The sequence below is a fragment of the Pseudomonas sp. GW821-FHT02H06 genome, from assembly GCF_059421525.1.
This window is the reverse complement of record NZ_JBWKVD010000001.1, coordinates 1-19,516: the sequence shown is the minus strand read 5'-3', so window position 1 is coordinate 19,516 and position 19,516 is coordinate 1. Positions and strand designations below refer to the sequence as shown.

The 19,516-nt window shown below is 61.7% G+C and carries 17 protein-coding genes, 2 tRNA genes and 1 pseudogene; all 20 read left to right on the top strand.

What is annotated here, in order from left to right; all coding sequences use genetic code 11:
- Position 1 precedes the first annotated feature (1 nt).
- The 20 genes and pseudogenes from mltG to AC07VF_RS00005 all read left to right on the top strand — a co-directional run bounded on the left by mltG (position 2) and on the right by AC07VF_RS00005 (position 19,515).
- Positions 2–1,225 (top strand): endolytic transglycosylase MltG, encoded by a 1,224-nt coding sequence (gene mltG, locus AC07VF_RS00100; RefSeq protein ID WP_495008910.1) that lies wholly within the window; start codon positions 2–4, stop codon positions 1,223–1,225.
- 43 nt (positions 1,226–1,268) lie between these two features.
- Entirely contained in the window at positions 1,269–1,913 is a 645-nt protein-coding gene (tmk, locus tag AC07VF_RS00095; RefSeq protein ID WP_192172727.1) for a dTMP kinase, read from the top strand.
- Entirely contained in the window at positions 1,906–2,892 is a 987-nt protein-coding gene (locus tag AC07VF_RS00090; RefSeq protein ID WP_192172726.1) for a DNA polymerase III subunit delta', read from the top strand. Before tmk ends, AC07VF_RS00090 begins: the two co-directional genes overlap by 8 nt.
- Before the next feature lie 43 nt (positions 2,893–2,935).
- Positions 2,936–3,292, top strand: coding sequence for a PilZ domain-containing protein (locus AC07VF_RS00085; RefSeq protein WP_037011754.1), 357 nt, complete (start codon positions 2,936–2,938; stop codon positions 3,290–3,292).
- A gap of 15 nt (positions 3,293–3,307) precedes the next feature.
- Positions 3,308–4,093, top strand: coding sequence for a TatD family hydrolase (locus tag AC07VF_RS00080; protein WP_192172725.1), 786 nt, complete (start codon positions 3,308–3,310; stop codon positions 4,091–4,093).
- Between the two features lie 466 nt (positions 4,094–4,559).
- A complete protein-coding gene (locus AC07VF_RS00075; RefSeq protein ID WP_192172724.1) occupies positions 4,560–5,246 on the top strand; it encodes a TetR/AcrR family transcriptional regulator in 687 nt (228 codons plus the stop codon).
- Between the two features lie 117 nt (positions 5,247–5,363).
- Entirely contained in the window at positions 5,364–5,969 is a 606-nt protein-coding gene (locus tag AC07VF_RS00070; RefSeq protein WP_192172723.1) for a DUF4823 domain-containing protein, read from the top strand.
- Positions 5,970–5,979: 10 nt separating this feature from the next.
- Entirely contained in the window at positions 5,980–6,543 is a 564-nt protein-coding gene (locus AC07VF_RS00065) for a DUF1285 domain-containing protein (RefSeq protein ID WP_192172722.1), read from the top strand.
- Between the two features lie 108 nt (positions 6,544–6,651).
- Complete coding sequence (locus AC07VF_RS00060; protein WP_495008911.1) at positions 6,652–7,662, top strand: aspartate-semialdehyde dehydrogenase; 1,011 nt, start codon at positions 6,652–6,654, stop codon at positions 7,660–7,662.
- Positions 7,663–7,778: 116 nt separating this feature from the next.
- Positions 7,779–10,595, top strand: a complete 2,817-nt coding sequence (locus tag AC07VF_RS00055; protein ID WP_495008912.1) for a FimV/HubP family polar landmark protein — start codon at positions 7,779–7,781, stop codon at positions 10,593–10,595.
- A gap of 212 nt (positions 10,596–10,807) precedes the next feature.
- The gene (gene truA / locus AC07VF_RS00050; RefSeq protein ID WP_122623808.1) at positions 10,808–11,632 is read left to right on the top strand and encodes a tRNA pseudouridine(38-40) synthase TruA; all 825 of its coding nucleotides are present in this window, start codon (positions 10,808–10,810) and stop codon (positions 11,630–11,632) included.
- A 59-nt stretch (positions 11,633–11,691) separates the two neighbouring features.
- Positions 11,692–12,312, top strand: a complete 621-nt coding sequence (locus AC07VF_RS00045; RefSeq protein WP_192172719.1) for a phosphoribosylanthranilate isomerase — start codon at positions 11,692–11,694, stop codon at positions 12,310–12,312.
- 284 nt (positions 12,313–12,596) lie between these two features.
- Positions 12,597–13,517 carry an acetyl-CoA carboxylase, carboxyltransferase subunit beta gene (gene accD / locus AC07VF_RS00040; RefSeq protein WP_192172945.1) on the top strand — a complete coding sequence of 307 codons (921 nt, stop codon included), beginning with the start codon at positions 12,597–12,599 and terminating at the stop codon, positions 13,515–13,517.
- Positions 13,514–14,820: pseudogene (gene folC, locus AC07VF_RS00035) on the top strand (bifunctional tetrahydrofolate synthase/dihydrofolate synthase). Before accD ends, folC begins: the two are co-directional and overlap by 4 nt.
- Complete coding sequence (locus tag AC07VF_RS00030) at positions 14,804–15,508, top strand: SPOR domain-containing protein (protein WP_192172717.1); 705 nt, start codon at positions 14,804–14,806, stop codon at positions 15,506–15,508. The pseudogene folC and the gene AC07VF_RS00030 overlap by 17 nt, the downstream one beginning before the upstream one ends.
- A gap of 279 nt (positions 15,509–15,787) precedes the next feature.
- Positions 15,788–16,375 (top strand): CvpA family protein, encoded by a 588-nt coding sequence (locus AC07VF_RS00025; protein WP_037011737.1) that lies wholly within the window; start codon positions 15,788–15,790, stop codon positions 16,373–16,375.
- Between the two features lie 12 nt (positions 16,376–16,387).
- Entirely contained in the window at positions 16,388–17,896 is a 1,509-nt protein-coding gene (purF, locus tag AC07VF_RS00020; protein WP_065986403.1) for an amidophosphoribosyltransferase, read from the top strand.
- 21 nt (positions 17,897–17,917) lie between these two features.
- Positions 17,918–19,129 carry an O-succinylhomoserine sulfhydrylase gene (locus tag AC07VF_RS00015; protein ID WP_282371739.1) on the top strand — a complete coding sequence of 404 codons (1,212 nt, stop codon included), beginning with the start codon at positions 17,918–17,920 and terminating at the stop codon, positions 19,127–19,129.
- Between the two features lie 162 nt (positions 19,130–19,291).
- Positions 19,292–19,367 (top strand) — tRNA-Val (locus AC07VF_RS00010).
- Between the two features lie 74 nt (positions 19,368–19,441).
- Positions 19,442–19,515: transfer RNA gene (locus AC07VF_RS00005), tRNA-Asp, on the top strand.
- Position 19,516: the final 1 nt, after the last annotated feature.

The following is a 19,516-nucleotide window of genomic DNA, read 5'->3' as shown; positions in this document are numbered from 1 at the left end:
CGTGATCCGAAAATTACTCGTCTTGCTGGAAACAGGTGTGGTTCTGGCGGGGCTGTTGCTGGGCGTGGCTTATTGGCAGCAGAACAGCGCGCTGCAGCAGCCCCTCAATCTGACCCAGGAAAAACTGCTGGACGTGCCGTCGGGCTCTTCTCCGACCGGCGTGCTGAATCGGCTGCAAGCCGACGGCGTCATCAAGGACGCGTTCTGGCTGCGTTTGTACTGGCGCTTCAATCTGCAGGGCCAGTCGCTGCACAGTGGCGAATACCGCATGGCACCGGGCATGAACGCCGAGTCGCTGCTCGATCTCTGGCAAAAAGGTGAAGTGGTGCAATACAGCGTCACCCTGGTGGAGGGCTGGACCTTCCGTCAGGTGCGCGCGGCACTGGCCAAACAGGTCAAGCTGGAGCAAACGGCGAGCGATCTCAGCGACACCGAGCTGATGGCGAAGCTGGGCCATCCCGACGTCTTCCCCGAAGGCCGGTTTTTCCCGGACACCTATCGCTATGTGCGCGGCATGACCGACGTCGAGCTGCTCAAACAAGCCTACAACCGCCTGGATGAAGTGCTTCAGGAGGAATGGGAGAAGCGCGCTGCCGATGTGCCTTACACCGATCCTTACCAGGCGCTGATCATGGCGTCGCTGGTGGAAAAGGAAACCGGCGTGCCTCAGGAACGCGGCCAGATTGCCGGTGTGTTCGTGCGTCGCTTGCAGCAAGGCATGTTGCTGCAGACCGATCCGACCGTCATTTACGGCCTCGGCGACCGGTACAACGGCAAGATCACCCGCGCGTTGCTGAAAGAACCTACGCCCTACAACACCTATGTCATCTCCGGTTTGCCGCCAACGCCGATTTCCATGGTCGGGCGTGAAGCGATCCATGCGGCGATGCACCCGGTGGCCGGCAACAGCCTGTACTTCGTGGCGAGAGGGGACGGCAGTCACGTATTCTCCGCCGATCTGGATGCGCACAACGCAGCAGTGAAGGAGTTTCAGCTCAAGCGTCGCGCGGACTATCGTTCCAGCCCGGCGCCTGTCGCTGCATCGGCGCTGCCGGCGAATACCGTCGAGCAGCCGCCTTCAGAGCCGCAACCCATAGAGCCGCCATCGACAGAATCAAAGGCGACCGAGCCGAAGGGGGCTGAGCCGGACGCGAGCGAGCAGTCGCCGAAACCGCAGACAGACGCTGCAGCTCCGTCGACTCCAGCCAATGACCCCGGCAAATGACAACCGCGAGCACACTCGCCATGAATCTGACCAAGGACTGCCCGTGACCGGTTTGTTTATTACCCTGGAAGGCCCCGAAGGCGCGGGCAAAAGCACCAACCGCGACTACCTGGCCGAACGGCTGCGCAGTGAGGGCATTGATGTCGTCCTGACCCGCGAGCCCGGCGGTACGCCGCTCGCCGAGCGTATCCGCGAGCTGCTGTTGACGCCGGGTGACGAGCAGATGTTCGTGGATACCGAACTGCTGCTGATGTTCGCCGCCCGCGCGCAGCACCTCGCCGCGCTGATTCGCCCGGCGTTGGCGCGGGGCGCCGTTGTGCTTTGCGACCGATTCACCGATGCCACGTACGCGTATCAGGGAGGCGGCCGAGGCCTGCCCATCGAACGCATCGCCGTGCTGGAAGATTTCGTCCAGGGCGCGCTGCGTCCCGATCTGACCCTGGTGTTCGATCTGCCCATCGAGATCGGCCTGGCCCGGGCTTCCGCGCGCGGTCAGCTGGACCGTTTCGAGCAAGAGGGCCGAGCGTTCTTCGACGCCGTGCGCAGTACGTATCTGTCGCGCGCGGCCGCTGCGCCTGAGCGTTACCGCCTGGTAGACGCGGCGCTGCCGCTGACTGAAGTCCAGGCTTCCCTTGATGTGCTGGTGCCTGAGTTGACCGCGCTGCTGGCGGCTCGCCGGCATGGCTGAGGCTTATCCCTGGCAGCATGGCCTGTGGCAGCAACTGGCGGGCCGCAAGCAACATGCTCACGCCTATTTGCTGCACGGTCCGGCCGGTATCGGCAAGCGGGCGCTGGCTGAGCGTTTGATGTACCTGCTGCTGTGCCAACGCCCGGCAGGCCTTGAAGCGTGCGGCCAATGCAAATCCTGCTCGCTGCTGGCGGCCGGCAGTCACCCCGACCATTACGTGCTGGAGCCTGAAGAAGCCGACAAGGCCATCAAGGTCGATCAAGTGCGCGATCTGGTCAGTTTCGTGGTACAGACCGCGCAGATGGGCGGGCGCAAGGTGGTGCTGATCGAGCCGGTCGAGTCGATGAACATCAACGCCGCCAATGCCCTGCTGAAAAGTCTGGAAGAGCCGTCGGGCAACACCGTTCTGTTACTGGTCAGCCATCAGCCGAGTCGGCTGCTGCCTACGGTGAAGAGCCGATGCGTGCAACAGGCGTGTCCGCTGCCCAGTGATGCCATGAGCATCGCCTGGCTGGCCGATGCGCTGCCCGATTGCACCGAGCAGGAACGCGTTGAGTTGCTGACCCTCGCGGCCGGTTCGCCCCTGGTGGCGGTCAAGCTGCACGCCCAGGGTGTTCATGAGCAACGGGCGCTGGTGGTGGACGGCGTTAAAAAGCTGCTCAAGGGCCAGCAATCGCCGACCCAGCTGGCCGAAGGCTGGAAGGACATACCGCTGTTGTTGCTGTTCGACTGGTTCTGCGACTGGTCGAGCCTGATCCTGCGCTATCAGCTGACCCAGGACGAAGAAGGCCTGGGCCTGACTGACATGCGCAAGGTCGTGCAGTATCTGGCGCAGAAATCGTCCCAGCGCAATGTGCTGGCGATTCAGGACTGGGTGCTGCTGCAGCGCCAGAAGGTCATGTCAAAAGCGAACCTCAACCGGGTTTTGTTGCTCGAAGCGTTATTGGTGCAGTGGGCAGGCCTGACCGGACAGGGTTAGACTGGCCATCTGCATGACATCATGCATTGCCTGAGGAAACGAGATGAGCGTGCCACTGAGTCCAGGTCCACGTAACGGTATCCTGTCCCTGACCATCAAGGACAAGTCCGTCCTGTACGCCGCGTACATGCCGTTCATCAAAAACGGCGGCCTGTTCATTCCCACCAGCAAAAGCTACAAGCTGGGCGATGAAGTCTTCATGTTGCTCAACCTGATGGACGAGCCTGAAAAGATTCCGGTCGCGGGCAAGGTCACCTGGATTACCCCGAAGGGCGCTCAGGGGAACCGCGCCGCTGGCGTTGGGGTGCAGTTCAACGATGGCGACAACACCGCGCGCAACATGATTGAAAACTACCTGGCCGGAGCGCTTAAGTCCGACCGTCCTACCCACACGATGTAAGTTGCCCCCGCCGCCATGCTTGTAGATTCCCATTGCCACCTTGACCGCCTCGACCTCAGCGCCCACGACGGCTCCCTCGACAACGCCCTGCAAGCGGCGAGAGAGCGGGGCGTCGGGCACTTCCTGTGCATCGGCGTCAGTGCCGAGAATGCCGGTGCCGTAAAAGCGCTGGCCGATAGCTACGACGACGTTGATTGCTCGGTCGGCATTCACCCGCTGGACCTCAAGCCCGGCGAGGCGCCTGCGCTGGAGTGGCTGCTCGGCGAACTCAACCATCCGCGCGTCGTGGCCATCGGCGAAACCGGGCTGGATTATCACTACGAGCCTGAGGCGGCCGAGTTGCAGCAGGCCTCGTTCCGGCTTCATCTGCAGGCGGCCAACGTGACCGGCAAGCCGGTGATCGTCCACACCCGCGGTGCGCGTGCCGACACGCTGGCGCTGTTACGCGAAGCCGCGTTGCCTCAAGCCGGCGTGCTGCATTGCTTCACCGAAGACTGGGACATGGCCAAGGCCGCGCTCGATCTTGGGTTTTATATCTCGCTGTCCGGCATCGTCACCTTCCGCAATGCTGACGCGCTGCGGGACGTCGCCAGCAAAGTGCCCGCCGACCGTCTGCTGGTCGAGACCGACTCGCCGTACCTGGCGCCGATCCCGTATCGCGGCAAGCCCAACCTGCCGCAATATGTGCGTGAAGTGGCCGAGTTTCTGGCGATGTTGCGCGGCGAGACCTACGCGCGTTTTGCCGAGCAGACCAGCGAGAACTTCAAGCGGCTGTTCCCGCTGGCGCGCGTCAAGGGCTGATCCGCCGTGCATGGCAGTGCTTGCCAAGCCCCTGGCGTTCAGCAAATCGCAGGCAAAAAAAACCCGGGTTCTGGGGGGTGAATCCGGGTTAAGACCATTAGGAGTAAAACAAAGACACGCTATCCATTGGTGTCCTTACCAACGCTGGCACTTGGGGGAGATGCTGCGTTGGCGAATATAAGTATTGGCTATAATCCGCAGGCGTCCAGCCGCACGCTGTACGATTTTTAAACAGTTTTGGAATACCTGACGGCCTGCTGATACCGCAATTCCACCGACGCCCCTGATTTTCGACTGCCTGTCTCATCCCGCCAAAAACCGAGACTGTTTCGGCCTCGAGCGTTTCCTTTTTGCCTGCCGTTGTCGAAAATCGTCAGAAAACGGATACAGGTCGGATCGTTCGTGCATTCTGCTGCGGGATAGGCATAATGTGGCGCTTCCGATTTCGAACCCACAGTCTCCTCCTATGCAGAAAGAACCTCGTAAAGTCCGTGAGTTTCGCCGCCGTGAGCAGGAGATTCTCGACACCGCGCTCAAGCTGTTCCTTGAACAGGGCGAAGACAGCGTCACTGTCGAGATGATCGCGGATGCCGTGGGTATCGGCAAAGGCACCATCTACAAGCATTTCAAATCCAAGGCCGAGATCTACCTGCGCCTGATGCTCGACTACGAGCGCGATTTGAACGAGTTGCTGCATTCGGCGGACGTCGACAAGGACAAGGAAGCGCTGTCCCGCGCCTACTTTGAATTCCGCATGCGCGACCCCCAGCGCTACCGGCTGTTTGACCGCCTGGAAGAGAAGGTGGTCAAGGGCAATCAGGTGCCGGAGCTGGTCGAGGAGTTGCATAAGATCCGCGCCTCCAACTTCGAGCACTTGACCCTGTTGATCAAGGGCCGAATTTCCGAAGGCAAGTTGGAAGACGTTCCTCCGTATTTCCACTACTGCGCCGCCTGGGCTCTGGTGCATGGCGCGGTGGCGTTGTACCACTCGCCGTTCTGGAGCAATGTCCTTGAAGATCAGGAAGGTTTCTTCCAGTTCCTGATGGACATCGGTGTGCGCATGGGCAACAAGCGCAAGCGGGATGTCGACCACGGCCACGAGACCAAACCCGAGCGCCAATCCGACTCCCAGGCTGACCCTGCTGCCGAATAAATCGCAGCCGCAAAAACCCGATTCAGCGAGCGAAACCTTCTCCAGGTCCGACATGGCGCAAAAGCTGCATTAACCGGCCATTCGCCGGTTTTCCGTCGCCGGACTTTGGAGATAAACATGCGTAGCCTGGTTTTACTGCTGGCTCTACTGGCGTTGAGTGGCTGCATGCACGTCAGCGATCTGGCACAAGGCGCTCACGATGAGCTCAGTGACGCCGGGCTGCTGGATCACAGTTCGACCCGCCGGTTGAACAACTTTCGCGTGCAACCTGACTCGTTCATCTATATCGCCCAAGGCGCCTTTGCTCCTCCGGGCGGCGCCTACCCGCGTCCCAATGTCGTGGCCGAAGAAGCCTTCAACGGTTTTATCGAATACTTCCCGATGGTCCGACGCGCCCGCGCCCCGGAAGGTCTGGATGACGCGATGAACGAGGCTCGGGCCGCCGGCGCGCATTATCTGCTGTACACACGTTTTGCCAAGGCTGATGACCGCATCGGCACGTTTGACGAGTGGTCCGACCAGGAAGCAGTGGACCGTCTTGGCATCGACAACGGCGTCATACAGCTGATGCTGATCGAAACCAACACTCGCTACCTTATCGATTCGGCACGCATTCACCTCCGTGGTGGTCTGCTGACTTTGTACGACACCAAGCCCGAGGATTTGCTAGGACCCCCGATGGAAGCTTACGCTCGGGGTTTGCTGGGCGTCGAAGCCCGCTGAGGAGTGGCGTATGAGTGGGCAGGACAAAGCCAACGATCTGTTGGCCCAGATTGCCAGGAGCGGCAAGGGCTTGCCGCCGGTGCACCTGTGGAACCCGGATTTCTGCGGTGACATCGACATGCGCATCGCCCGCGATGGCACCTGGTTCTATCTGGGCACGCCCATCGGTCGCAAGCCGATGGTCCGGCTGTTTTCCACCATTATTCGCCGTGATGGCGACGATTACTTTCTGATCACCCCGGTCGAGAAGGTCGGCATCAAGGTCGACGACGCCCCTTTTGTGGCGGTCCTGCTGGACGTTGAAGGCAGCGGTGAGTCGCAGTTGCTGCGCTTTACTACCAACGTCGACGACGTGGTGGAGGCGGGGACCGACCACCCGCTGCGTATTGACCTCGATCCGCAGAGCCAGGAACCGGCGCCTTATATTCTGGTGCGCAACAACCTCGAAGCGCTGATCCACCGCAACGTCTTCTATCAGTTGGTGGACCTGGCCGTGGTGCGTGAGATCGACGGCCAGCGCTGGCTGGGGGTATGGAGTGGTGGCGAATTCTTCCCCATTGGCCTTGAGCCCTGATCCCTCCATTTCTGTTTCCACCACGTTCGCTAATCCGCTCGCGGCCAATTGCCTGACTTTTGCCAGGCAGTTACAGTGCCGCCCCCCGATTTTTCCTGAGGTTTTTCCATGAGTCAGTCCTTTGATATCGCCGTGATTGGCGCCACCGGTACTGTCGGCGAAACCATCGTCCAGATTCTCGAAGAGCGCGACTTCCCGGTCGGCGATTTGCACCTGCTCGCCAGTGTCGAATCGGCCGGCAGCTCGGTGCCGTACCGTGGCAAGAACGTCCGCGTGCGTGAAGTCGATGCCTTTGATTTCAGCAAGGCCAAGATTGCGTTCTTCGCCGCGGGCGCTGCCGTGACGCGCAGCTACGCCGAGCGCGCCACCGCCGCCGGTTGCGTGGTGATCGACCTGTCCGCCGGCTTGTCCGTCGAGCAGGCGCCGAATGTGGTGCCCGAGGTCAACGGCGCCCGTTTGGCTGATCTGGCCACACCGCAGCAGGTGGCCTGCCCAAGTTCCAGCACCGCCGCCCTCGCGCTGGTGCTGGCGCCGTTGCGCGCACTGCTGAACATCGAGCGGATCACCGTGACGGCGTGCCTGGCGGTGTCGAGCATGGGCCGCGAAGGGGTCACCGAACTGGCCCGGCAAACCGCCGAGCTGCTCAACGTTCGCCCCCTCGAACCCAAGGTGTTTGACCGGCAGATGGCGTTCAACGTGCTGGCCCAGGTGGGCAAGCCTGACGCCGAAGGTCATGTGCCACTTGAAAAACGTTTGGTCAGTGAGTTGCGCGAGTTGCTCTCGCTGCCTTTAATCAAGGTCGGCGTGAGTTGCATCCAGGTGCCGGTGTTCTTCGGCGACAGCCTGAGCGTGTCGGTGCAGACCCGCGAGGCGGTTGACATCAACGCGGTCAATGCGGCGTTGGAAACGGCCGAGGGTATCGAGCTGGTTGAGGCCGGCGATTACCCGACGCCGGTGGGCGACGCGGTAGGACAGGATGCTGTCTATGTAGGACGTTTGCGCGGGGGCGTCGACGACGCTTGTGAACTGAATTTCTGGGTCACGCTGGATAATGTGCGCAAGGGCGCCGCGTTGAACGCTGTGCAGGTGGCTGAGTTGTTGATAAAAGATGTTGCGTAAAAGATACTTGCCCACAACTCGAAGAATCATTCTAGCTGCGGCGTGTCGATACGCCCTACACCCGAGCAGGCATTATCTTCGCGATTGCCGGGGAAATTTCAAACAAGGGATGGGCTATGGTTCAGGTTCGTAAACTCGTTTTAGCAATCGCTGCGGCTTCGGCGCTGTCATCGGGAATGGCCCAAGCGCTCGGCCTCGGCGGTCTGACCGTGAAGTCGACCCTGAATCAGCCGCTGTTGGCCGAAATCGAGCTGACGGAAGTGCAGGACCTCAATGCCTCCCAGGTAGTGCCGAGTCTGGCGACTTCTGCGGAGTTTGCTCAGGCCGGCGTCGGCCGGGTGGCGATCCTGGATGACCTGACCTTTACTCCGGTTGTCAATCCCGGTGGCAAGAGCGTGTTGCGCATCACCTCCACCAAACCCATCCGCGATCCCTACGTGAAGTTCCTGGTTCAAGTGCTCTGGCCCAATGGCCGTGCGCTGCGCGAGTACAGCCTGTTGCTGGACCCGCCGAAATTCTCGCCGCAAGCCGCTGCGGCCGCCGCTCAACTGCCTTCGACGGCACCGAGCGCCGCGCCTGCTCCGGCTCCCGCCGCCGAAACACCGGCCGCTGCGCCTCCAACGCCCGCTCCAGCGCCGGCGCCGGAACCCAAATTCACTCAATACACCACCGCCAATAACGACACGCTCTGGGAAATTGCCGAGCGCGTGAAAAATGGCGGGACTGTACAGCAGACCATGCTGGCGATTCAGGCGCTGAACCCTGATGCCTTTATTGCCGGCAACATCAACCGCCTGAAAAAAGGTCAGGTGTTGCGTCTGCCGTCGCCGCAGGAATCAACAGCGCTCGCGCAGCCCCGCGCGGTGGCCGAAGTGGCCGAGCAGAATCGCGCCTGGCGCGAAGGCCGACGCCTGCCGAGCGGTGCGCGTCAGGTTGATGCGACCCGTCGCGACCGGGCTGGCGCTGCGCCGTCGCAGATTGACGCCAAGGACAACCTCAGCCTCGTCTCTGCCAACAAGGCGGGCGCGAAAGGCAAAGCCGGTGACAATGCCGATATCAGCAACCAGCTGGCGACCACCCAGGAAAGCCTGGATACCACGCGTCGGGACAATGCCGAGCTAAAGAGCCGCATGACCGACCTGCAAAGCCAGGTCGACAAACTGCAGCGCCTGATTCAACTGAAGAATGACCAGTTGGCGAAGATGCAGGCGTCGGGCGCAGCGGTTCCGCCGCCCATTGATGCCGCCAATCCTGCCAATCCCGCGGTCAGCCCCAACAGCGTCACCAATCCGAACAACGCCGCCAACCCGGCGATGCAGGCCCAGGTCGTGCCGAACGCGGCGGCGCCTGATGTCGCCGGCAAGGCCCCCGACGAAATCGCCCCGGAAGACGCATTGCCAGTGGACGGGGCGGCAGTTACCAGCGCCACGCCCGATCAAGCGCTGATTGTGCCGACAGAACCGGTGGTCGATGAAGACAACCGCAGCGCCCTCGAGAAGATCCTCGCCAGCCCGATGCTGATAGGGTTGATCGGCGGCGGCGCGTTGTTGCTGTTGCTGCTGCTTCTGTTGCTGCTGGCCCGCCGCCGCAACGCGCTGATCGAAGCCGAACGGCATCGTCAGATGGCACGTGCCTTGGCCGAAGAGTCTGACTTCGCGTCCGACATGGACATGCCTGCCAGCAGCTTCGAAGGCCTGGAGGCGCCGGCGCCCCACGCAAAGACGCCGCCGGCGCCGACCGTCGCCGAGCCGGTCCGCGAACATCCGGCTGACGCGCTCGTTCAGGCTGAAATCCACATTGCATATGGCCGCACCAATCAGGCGGTCGCCGTTCTCGAAGACGCCATCAAGCACGAGCCGCAGCGCAGTGATCTGCGCCTCAAGCTGATGGAAGTCTATGCCGAGCAGGACAACAAATCCGGGTTTGTCGCGCAGGAGCGGCAACTGATCGCCACGGGAAAGAACCACGCTGAAGTCGAAGAGCTGAAATCCCGCTATCCGTCCATGGCCGCTGCGGCTGCGGCGGCCGCAGGGGTGGCAGCAGCGGCGGCTTTGGCAGCGGAAATGGACGCAAAGTACGTTGAAGAGCTGCTCCATGATGAGCCTGAAGTCGCCGCGCAGCCTGCTCCGGCTGCCGAAACGGTCACCGAAGTGCCGCTGGACGAAGAGTTCGACAACGCCTTTGACCTGAGCCTGGATGACCTGGACAGCGAATCCCCTGCTGCTGCGCCACACCGCGCCGCTGCGCAGGACAACGCTGCCCTCGACGATCTGGACCTGGACGCGCCGTTTGCCGGGTCGGCTGCCGATGATCTGGATTTCGACGCGATCCTGCGCGAGCAGCAGGCGACATCCGTTGCTGCCAAACCGGCCGATCTGGACGATTTCGATCTGGATCTGGCAGAAGATCAGCCGGCGTTGAAGGCCGAAGACGATTACTTGCTGGGAATGGAAGACGATCTGCGTGATCTGCCGCCGTTCGAACAGCCTGCATCGTTGGGCGCCACCAAGCCTGGGCTGGAAGACGACATCGAGTTGCCTGCCGATTTCGACCTCTCACTGGCTGACGAGATGGAAACCGAGCAGGCGTCCGAGGCGTTCGCCTCCGAGATCGACGACGTCAATGCCGAGCTGGACCGTCTTTCCCAGAGCCTTGAGCAGCCACCGATTGCCAAGCCGTTCGACACGGCGCTGGACAAGCCGGTGGAAGCATCGCCTCATTTCACCGAGGACGATGCTCTGCTGGCGGACGACGAACCGGAATTCGACTTCTTGTCCGGCACCGACGAAGCCGCGACCAAGCTGGACCTCGCCCGGGCCTACATCGAGATGGGCGACGCCGACGGCGCGCGCGACATCCTCGATGAGGTTGTGGCGGAAGGTGACGACGGCCAGAAGACCGAAGCACGGGACATGCTGTCGCGCCTTGTCTGAGCGGATTCACCGCTGTAATAAACGACCGCTTCGGCGGTCGTTTGCGTTTCCGGGTCGGGCATTTCGGCTTGTCCCTCGCCTCCGGGTTAACCGTTGGCCGCTGCCGATGGCGTCTTTCTTTTCGATCCGTATAATGGCCGCCCTTGCGCACATCGACAGGCTTTAAGCTCTTGGCAACTACAGACACCGAGGCAGAAACAGCGGCAGCCGAACTGGCCGCCGAAGGTTTTTCCAGAATCGCCCTGGGCGTGGAATACAAAGGCTCGCGCTACAGCGGCTGGCAGCGCCAGTTGACCGGCGTGCTGACCGTCCAGGAAACGCTGGAAAATGCCCTGTCGAAAGTGGCCGATTCGCCGGTGTCACTGATGTGTGCCGGGCGCACCGATGCGGGCGTGCATGCGTGCGGTCAGGTGGTGCACTTCGATACCCAGGCCGAGCGCAGCATGAAAGCCTGGACCATGGGCGCCAATATCAATCTTCCCCACGACATCAGCGTGACCTGGGCCAAGGTCATGCCCGCGCATTTTCACGCGCGTTTCAAAGCCATCGCCCGTCGCTATCGTTATGTGATCTACAACGATCAGATCCGCCCGGCGCACCTGGGCCAGGAAATCACCTGGAACCACCGCCCGCTCGATGCCGAACGCATGGCGCTGGCCGCCGAGTATCTGGTCGGTACCCACGACTTCAGTGCGTTCCGTGCCGGGCAATGCCAGGCCAAGTCGCCGATCAAGCAGCTTCACCATCTGCGCGTCACCCGCCACGGCAAGATGATCGTCATCGATGTCCGGGCCAATGCCTTCCTGCACCACATGGTGCGCAACATTGCCGGCGTCCTGATGACCATCGGGGCAGGGGAGCGGCCGATCGAGTGGGCGAAGGAAGTGCTCGAAAGCCGAGTGCGAAGAACTGGCGGGGTGACGGCTCATCCTTTCGGCCTGTACCTGGTTCAGGTGGAATACCGCGACGAGTTCCCATTACCGGATCGCTACATCGGCCCGCATTTTCTCACTGGCTTCTCGGAACTGGACGGCTGACGCAGGTGACTGCATTTGCTACCATCCGGGACTTTCGCAAGGCTTGAGGTCTCCACTACATGTCAGCCGTTCGCAGCAAGATCTGCGGGATTACCTGCATAGAAGATGCGTTGGCCGCCGTTGACGCGGGAGCTGACGCCATCGGGCTGGTGTTTTATCCCAAGAGCCCGCGCTTCGTGACGGTGGAGCAGGCCCAGGCTATCGTTGCCGCGCTGCCGCCCTTCGTCAGCACCGTCGGCCTGTTCGTCAATGCCGAGCGCGCTGACTTGAAAGCGTTGCTCGACGTCGTTCCCCTCGACCTCATTCAGTTTCACGGCGATGAAACCCCTGAGCAGTGCGAGGGATACAACCGTCCGTACATCAAGGCCCTGCGCGTTCAGGCCGGCGACGACATCGCGGCCAGTTGCGATGCCTACGCCAACGCCTGCGGCATCCTGCTCGACGCTTATGTCGCGGGCATTCCGGGCGGGACGGGTGAAACCTTCGATTGGGCGCTGATTCCAAAACATTTGAGCAAACCGGTGATTCTCGCCGGTGGCCTGACCTCGGCCAACGTTTCCCAGGCCATCGCGCAGGTGCAGCCCTACGCGGTTGATGTGAGCGGCGGGGTGGAGAAGTCCAAAGGACTGAAGGACCACGACAAGATCCGTGCATTCATGAGTGCTGTACACGGGGCTTAGGGCATTTGCCCGGCAACATTGGCCGGGATGTGACGGCGGACCAACGGTCGCCGTCCACTAGCCTGCCATCCGCTGATGCGCGTGGCCGAATTGATTAAGCGAAGACGTCTTGCGTCTCGTGATGGAAGTTGAGAGTGGTGTTGGTGAATGTTGTTCTGGCAGGTCAGGCCTCGCGCCGATCGCTGTACGACATTTGGCGGCACCGTACATGACATTGGTTTAAGGGCATGCGCATGGCACCGATTGCCATCGCGTTCGAGCCATCGGTACTGGAGAAAGAAAGCATGAGCAACTGGTTGGTAGACAAACTGATCCCTTCGATCATGCGTTCCGAGGTCAAGAAGAGCTCGGTGCCCGAAGGTCTGTGGCACAAGTGCCCGTCCTGCGAAGCGGTGCTGTATCGCCCGGAGCTGGAAAAGACCCTGGACGTCTGCCCGAAGTGCAACCACCACATGCGCATCGGCGCCCGTGCCCGTCTGAATATCTTCCTGGACGCCGAAGGCCGTCAGGAGATCGGCGTTGATCTGGAGCCGGTGGACCGTCTGAAATTCCGCGACGGCAAGAAGTACAAGGATCGCCTGGTCGCCGCGCAGAAGCAGACCGGTGAAAAGGACGCGCTGATTTCCATGAGCGGCACCCTGTTGGGCATGCCGGTGGTGTGCAGCGCATTCGAGTTCTCCTTCATGGGCGGCTCGATGGGTGCGGTCGTGGGTGAGCGCTTCGTACAAGCCGCCAACTACGCGCTGGAAAACCGTTGCCCGATGATCTGCTTTGCGGCCTCCGGCGGTGCGCGCATGCAGGAAGCGCTGATCTCTCTGATGCAGATGGCCAAGACCTCGGCCGTGCTGGCGCGTCTTCGTGAAGAAGGCCTGCCGTTTATTTCCGTGCTGACCGACCCGGTCTACGGCGGTGTTTCTGCCAGTCTGGCGATGCTGGGCGACATCATTGTCGCCGAGCCCAAGGCCCTGATCGGCTTCGCCGGCCCTCGCGTGATCGAGCAGACCGTGCGCGAGAAGCTGCCGGAAGGCTTCCAGCGCAGCGAATTCCTGCTCGACCATGGCGCGATCGACATGATCATCCACCGTCAGGAACTGCGTCAGCGTCTGGGTAACGTCCTGGCGCAGATGATGGGGCTGCCGACGCCGAAATTCGTGGCGCCGAAACTTGAGCCGATCGTTGTGCCGCCTGCTCCGGCCAACCTATGACCGCACGCTCTTTGAGCGACTGGCTCAGTTACCTGGAACAACTGCACCCCTCGGCCATCGACATGGGGCTGGAACGTTCGCAGCAGGTGGCCACGCAGATGGGCCTGACCCGGCCGGCGCCGAAAGTGATCACCGTCACCGGCACCAACGGCAAGGGCTCGACCTGCGCATTCGTTGCTTCTTTGTTGCAGGCACAGGGCCTGAAGGTCGGCGTTTACAGTTCGCCGCACCTGCTGCGCTACAACGAGCGTGTCCAGGTGCAGGGCGTTGAGGCGACTGACGCCGAGCTGTGCGCGGCGTTCGAGGTGGTCGAGCGTGGCCGTGGCGACGTCTCCCTGACTTACTTCGAGATGGGCACGCTGGCAGCCTTCTGGCTGTTCGAGCACGCCGGGCTGGACGCCGTCGTGCTGGAAGTCGGTCTCGGCGGGCGGCTCGATACGGTCAACCTGATCGACGCCGACATGGCGCTGGTCACCAGCATTGGTGTCGATCACGCGGAGTTTCTAGGCAATACCCGTGAGAGCGTGGCCTTCGAGAAGGCCGGGATATTCCGTGAAGGAAAGCCCGCGCTGTGCGGCGATCTCGATCCACCGCAGCCATTGCTCGACAAGGCGCGGTCACTGAATTGCCCGCTGTCGCTGCGCGGTCGCGATTTCGAGGTGCAGATCAACGCGACGGGTTGGGACTGGTCGGGCACCGACGCAAACGGCCGGAAAGTCGAACTGCATTCGCTGCCGTTACTCGACCTGCCCATGCAGAACGCGGCCCTGGCGCTGCAGGCCTACCTGCTGCTGGATTTGCCGTGGGATGAGGCGACCCTTCGCGATGCGCTCGTCAACACGCGCGTCACTGGTCGCCTTGATCGTCGCAGCATCGACTGGCAGGGCAAATCGCTGAGCCTTCTGCTGGATGTCGGCCATAACCCCCATGCGGCAACGTTTCTCGCCCAGCGCCTGAATCAGCGACCGGTGGCAGGCAAGCGGCTGGCGGTGTTCGGTCTGCTCAATGACAAGGACCTGCAAGGCGTTCTGGCGGAGTTGATCGAAACGTTCAGCAGCTGGGCCGTGGCGCCGCTGCCAACGCCGCGCAGTCGTCCGGCACAAGAGATCGAACAGGCGTTGCAGAACCTTGGCGCTCGCGTGACGTCTCACCCGAGTATCGCGCTGGCGCTTGAAGCCCAGTGCGCCCACGCGACAGCCGACGACGAGATTGTTCTGTTCGGGTCTTTTTACTGCGTAGCCGAGGCCCTGGAATGGCTTGCTGGCGCGTCACGGAGGAAGTGACACATGGCTTTGCTGGATAAAGCGTACAAACAGCGCATGGTGGGAGCGTTGGTGCTGATTGCCATCGCGGTGATTTTTCTGCCGATGCTGTTTTCGCGTCAGGACGAAGCCCGCCGTGTGCAGGTCGATGCGCCTGCCGCTCCGCAAGCGCCGGCCACCTCGCCGATCAAGGTCGAGCCGGTCAGCGTGCCTGAACAGCAGCCATTGCCGCAGGAGCCCGTGCCGACCGATGACGAACTGACCCAGCCTGCTCAGTCCACCCATACTGCTCAGCCCGTTCAGCAGCGCACCAGTCAGCAGCCGCCGGCAATGCCCATTGCGCCAGCGCCTTCCAAGCCTGTGGCTGCTGCGCCTAAGGCCGTTCAGACCGCGCCCGCGAAACCTGCTCCGGCGCCGACACCTGCACCCGCTCAAGCGCCAGCACCCGTCGCATCGGCGGCTGACACCAGCCGAGTCGATGCAAATGGTCTGTCGGTCACGTGGTCGGTGCAACTGGCGAGCCTGTCCAACCGCGCCAACGCCGACAATCTGCAGAAGACCCTGCGCACTCAGGGCTACAACGCCTACATCCGCACCTCCGATGGCGTGAACCGTGTCTTCGTGGGCCCGGTGATCGAGCGCGCCGAAGCCGATCGTCTGCGTGACACGCTGGAAAAGCAGCAGAAAATCAAAGGCATCGTCGTGCGCTTCCAGCCGGAGCGTAGGTAACTCGACTGACGCCTTCCCCCAGTAGGACCGGCTTTAGCCGGGAAGAGGCCGGATCAGCCACCCTCGATTTCGCGGTGTGGCAAATGCCGCCTTCCCGGCTAAAGCCGGTCCCACCAGGGAAGGGGCCGGATCTGACACCCTCGATTTAGGGTTCAACCCGCCCCGACCTCGAACAAAGTCCAATAGTTCGCCTTAATTGGCCTTCATCCGCAATCGCTGCTTACCGGCAGGCGAGTGCTCTGCTAAAATCCGCCGCCTTATCAGTCTGTAGGCTGCGACGTGTCATTTACTCCGGTTGACTGGGCGATCATTGCAATTGTCGCCATCTCCGCTTTGATCAGTCTCAAGCGCGGCTTCGTCAAAGAAGCACTGTCCTTGCTGACGTGGATCATCGCAGGTGCCGTCGCCTGGATGTTTGGCGGATCGCTGGCCCAGTATCTGGTCAACTACATCGAAGCACCTTCGGCGCGCGTGATTGCGGGCTGCACCATTCTTTTCGTCGCCACACTGCTGGTCGGCGCCATGGTCAACTTTCTGATTGGAGAACTGATTCGCGTTACCGGGCTGTCCGGGACCGATCGTTTTCTGGGCATGGTCTTCGGCGCGGCGCGCGGAGCCTTGCTGGTTGTCGTCGCGGTCGGGCTGTTGAGCCTGGGCCCGGTGCAACAGGATCAATGGTGGCAGCAGTCGAGGCTGCTCCCGCAATTTGTCATGGTCGCTGACTGGTCGAAAAACCTGATTCTCGGGATGTCCAGCAAGTGGCTAGCCAGCGGAGTCAGCGTACCTGTTGACATCCCGTTCAAGGATCACCTCCTGCCGCCTACAACGCCGCCGGAAGTGTTCGGTAAATCCAGTTCCACTAAGTAGGGGTTGTGTCGCATGTGTGGCATCGTCGGTATCGTCGGCAAGTCGAACGTCAATCAGGCGCTTTATGACGCGCTCACCGTCCTCCAGCACCGCGGCCAGGACGCTGCCGGTATCGTGACCAGCCATGACGGCCGGTTGTTTCTGCGCAAGGACAACGGTCTGGTTCGGGACGTGTTCCACCAACGCCATATGCAGCGTCTGGTCGGGCACATGGGCATTGGTCACGTCCGTTATCCAACGGCAGGCAGCTCCACGTCAGCCGAAGCCCAGCCGTTCTACGTCAACTCGCCTTACGGCATCACCCTGGCGCACAACGGCAACCTGACCAACGTCGAGCAGTTGGCCAAGGAGATTTACGAATCCGACCTGCGCCACGTCAACACCAACTCCGACTCTGAAGTCCTGCTCAACGTGTTCGCCCACGAGCTGGCCGTGCGCGGCAAGTTGCAGCCAACTGAGGAAGACATCTTCGCGGCCGTCACCGACGTGCATAAGCGTTGCCGTGGCGGTTACGCGGTCGTGGCGATGATCACCGGTTACGGCATCGTCGGCTTCCGCGACCCGGACGCCATCCGCCCGATCGTCTTTGGTCAGCGTCACACCGACGAAGGCGTGGAGTACATGATCGCGTCCGAGAGCGTTTCGCTGGACGTGCTCGGTTTCACCCTGATCCGCGACCTGGCCCCGGGCGAAGCGGTGTACATCACCGAAGACGGCAAGCTGCACACCCGTCAGTGCGCCACCAACCCGAAATACGCCCCGTGCATTTTCGAACACGTCTATCTGGCGCGCCCGGACTCGATCATCGACGGCATCTCGGTCTACAAGGCGCGTCTGCGCATGGGCGAGAAGCTGGCCGACAAGATCCTGCGCGAGCGTCCTGATCACGACATCGACGTGGTGATCCCGATTCCGGACACCAGCCGAACGGCGGCGCTCGAACTGGCGAACCACCTGGGCGTGAAATTCCGCGAAGGCTTCGTCAAGAACCGCTACATCGGCCGCACCTTCATCATGCCGGGCCAGGCCGCGCGGAAAAAATCCGTGCGCCAGAAGCTCAATGCGATCGAGCTGGAATTCCGTGGCAAGAACGTGATGCTGGTGGATGACTCCATCGTTCGCGGCACCACGTGCAAGCAGATCATCCAGATGGCCCGCGAAGCCGGCGCCAAGAACGTCTATTTCTGTTCCGCGGCCCCGGCCGTGCGCTTCCCCAACGTCTACGGCATCGACATGCCGAGTGCCCACGAGCTGATCGCTCACAACCGTTCCACCCAGGACGTGGCCGACCTCATCGGTGCCGACTGGCTGGTCTATCAGGACTTGAATGACCTGATCGAGGCGGTGAGTGGCAGCAAAAAGATCAAGATCGACAATTTCGACTGTTCGGTCTTCGACGGCAAGTACGTGACCGGTGACATCGACGAGCACTACCTGAACAAGATCGAGCAGGCGCGCAATGACGCCTCCAAGGTCAAGACTCAGGCGGTGAGCGCGATCATCGATCTGTACAACAACTAATCCAGACAAGGAGCAGGCGGCATGACTCAGGAATGGGATGCCGGTCGACTGGACAGCGATCTCGAGGGCGTCGGTTTCGACACCCTCGCGGTTCGTGCCGGTCAGCACCGCACGCCGGAACGCGAACACAGCGATCCACTGTTTTTCACGTCCAGCTACGTGTTCCGCACGGCAGCTGAGGCGGCCGCGACCTTCGCCGGAGAGATCCCCGGCAACGTCTATTCGCGCTACACCAACCCGACCGTCGCTTCGTTCGAAGAGCGCATGGCCGCGCTGGAAGGCGGCGAGCAGGCGGTGGCGACGTCCACCGGTATGTCCGCCATTCTCGCTACGGTGATGAGCTTTTGCAGCGCCGGCGACCATGTGCTGGTGTCGAAAAGCGTGTTCGGGTCGACCATCAGCCTGTTTGAAAAGTACTTCAAGCGCTTCGGGGTCGAGGTTGATTACGTTCCCCTAGCCGAATTGTCCGGCTGGGACGCGGCGATCAAACCGAATACCAAGATGCTGTTTGTCGAATCGCCGTCCAACCCGTTGGCGGAGCTGGTCGACATCAGCGGGCTGGCGGAAATCGCCCACGCCAAGGGCACGCTGCTGGTGGTCGATAACTGCTTCTGCACACCGGCCCTGCAGCAGCCGCTGCGCATGGGGGCGGACGTGGTCGTGCACTCGGCGACCAAGTTCATCGACGGGCAGGGCCGCGCCATGGGTGGCGTGGTGGTCGGTCGCAGCGAACTGATGAAAGAAGTCGTCGGTTTTCTGCGCACCGCGGGCCCGAGCCTGAGCCCGTTCAATGCCTGGCTGTTCCTCAAGGGGCTCGAAACCCTGAACATCCGCATGCGTGCCCATTGCCAGAGCGCCCTTGAGCTGGCGCAGTGGCTCGAACAGCAGGAGGGCATCGAGAAGGTGCATTACTCCGGTCTCGAGAGCCACCCGCAGCACGCATTGGCCAAACGTCAGCAGAAAGCGTTCGGCGCGGTGGTGAGCTTTGAAGTGAAGGGTGGCAAGGATGGCGCGTGGCGCTTCATTGATGCCACGCGGTTGATCTCGATCACCGCCAACCTGGGCGACACCAAGACCACCATCACCCACCCGAGCACCACGTCCCACGGTCGGCTGTCGCCGCAGGAGCGTGAAGCCGCCGGTATTCGTGACAGCCTGATCCGCGTTGCGGTAGGGCTGGAAGACGTCGCTGACCTGCAGGCGGATCTCGCGCGGGGTCTGGCTGCGTTGTAAGCAGGTGCCTGAACAAGAAAGCGAGCCTCGGGGCTCGCTTTTTTGTTCCTGATGTGCAGCTTCGTGCTTGCTGCTAAAAATCGCTCTTTTTAAAAAAAACTTCAAGCGGGCTATTGACTTAGGTTCGTCACCTGCGTAAATTTCGCGGCCTCAGCGAAGCAAGGGTGATTAGCTCAGCCGGGAGAGCATCTGCCTTACAAGCAGAGGGTCGGCGGTTCGATCCCGTCATCACCCACCATCGTTGAGTGTTTCACAGCAGCATCAGACGCTGAAGGATACTGAGATTCAGCAGGACGAAAGTCCACGCAATGCGCAGCGGTAGTTCAGTCGGTTAGAATACCGGCCTGTCACGCCGGGGGTCGCGGGTTCGAGTCCCGTCCGCTGCGC

Coding starts and splice junctions, on each gene's coding strand:
- AC07VF_RS00090 (WP_192172726.1), top strand. CDS start 1,906: ATGGCTGAGGCTTATCCCTGGCAGCATGGCCTGTGGCAGCAACTGGCG.
- AC07VF_RS00085 (WP_037011754.1), top strand. CDS start 2,936: ATGAGCGTGCCACTGAGTCCAGGTCCACGTAACGGTATCCTGTCCCTG.
- AC07VF_RS00080 (WP_192172725.1), top strand. CDS start 3,308: ATGCTTGTAGATTCCCATTGCCACCTTGACCGCCTCGACCTCAGCGCC.
- AC07VF_RS00075 (WP_192172724.1), top strand. CDS start 4,560: ATGCAGAAAGAACCTCGTAAAGTCCGTGAGTTTCGCCGCCGTGAGCAG.
- AC07VF_RS00070 (WP_192172723.1), top strand. CDS start 5,364: ATGCGTAGCCTGGTTTTACTGCTGGCTCTACTGGCGTTGAGTGGCTGC.
- AC07VF_RS00065 (WP_192172722.1), top strand. CDS start 5,980: ATGAGTGGGCAGGACAAAGCCAACGATCTGTTGGCCCAGATTGCCAGG.
- AC07VF_RS00060 (WP_495008911.1), top strand. CDS start 6,652: ATGAGTCAGTCCTTTGATATCGCCGTGATTGGCGCCACCGGTACTGTC.
- AC07VF_RS00055 (WP_495008912.1), top strand. CDS start 7,779: ATGGTTCAGGTTCGTAAACTCGTTTTAGCAATCGCTGCGGCTTCGGCG.
- AC07VF_RS00045 (WP_192172719.1), top strand. CDS start 11,692: ATGTCAGCCGTTCGCAGCAAGATCTGCGGGATTACCTGCATAGAAGAT.
- accD (WP_192172945.1), top strand. CDS start 12,597: ATGAGCAACTGGTTGGTAGACAAACTGATCCCTTCGATCATGCGTTCC.
- AC07VF_RS00030 (WP_192172717.1), top strand. CDS start 14,804: ATGGCTTTGCTGGATAAAGCGTACAAACAGCGCATGGTGGGAGCGTTG.
- purF (WP_065986403.1), top strand. CDS start 16,388: ATGTGTGGCATCGTCGGTATCGTCGGCAAGTCGAACGTCAATCAGGCG.
- AC07VF_RS00015 (WP_282371739.1), top strand. CDS start 17,918: ATGACTCAGGAATGGGATGCCGGTCGACTGGACAGCGATCTCGAGGGC.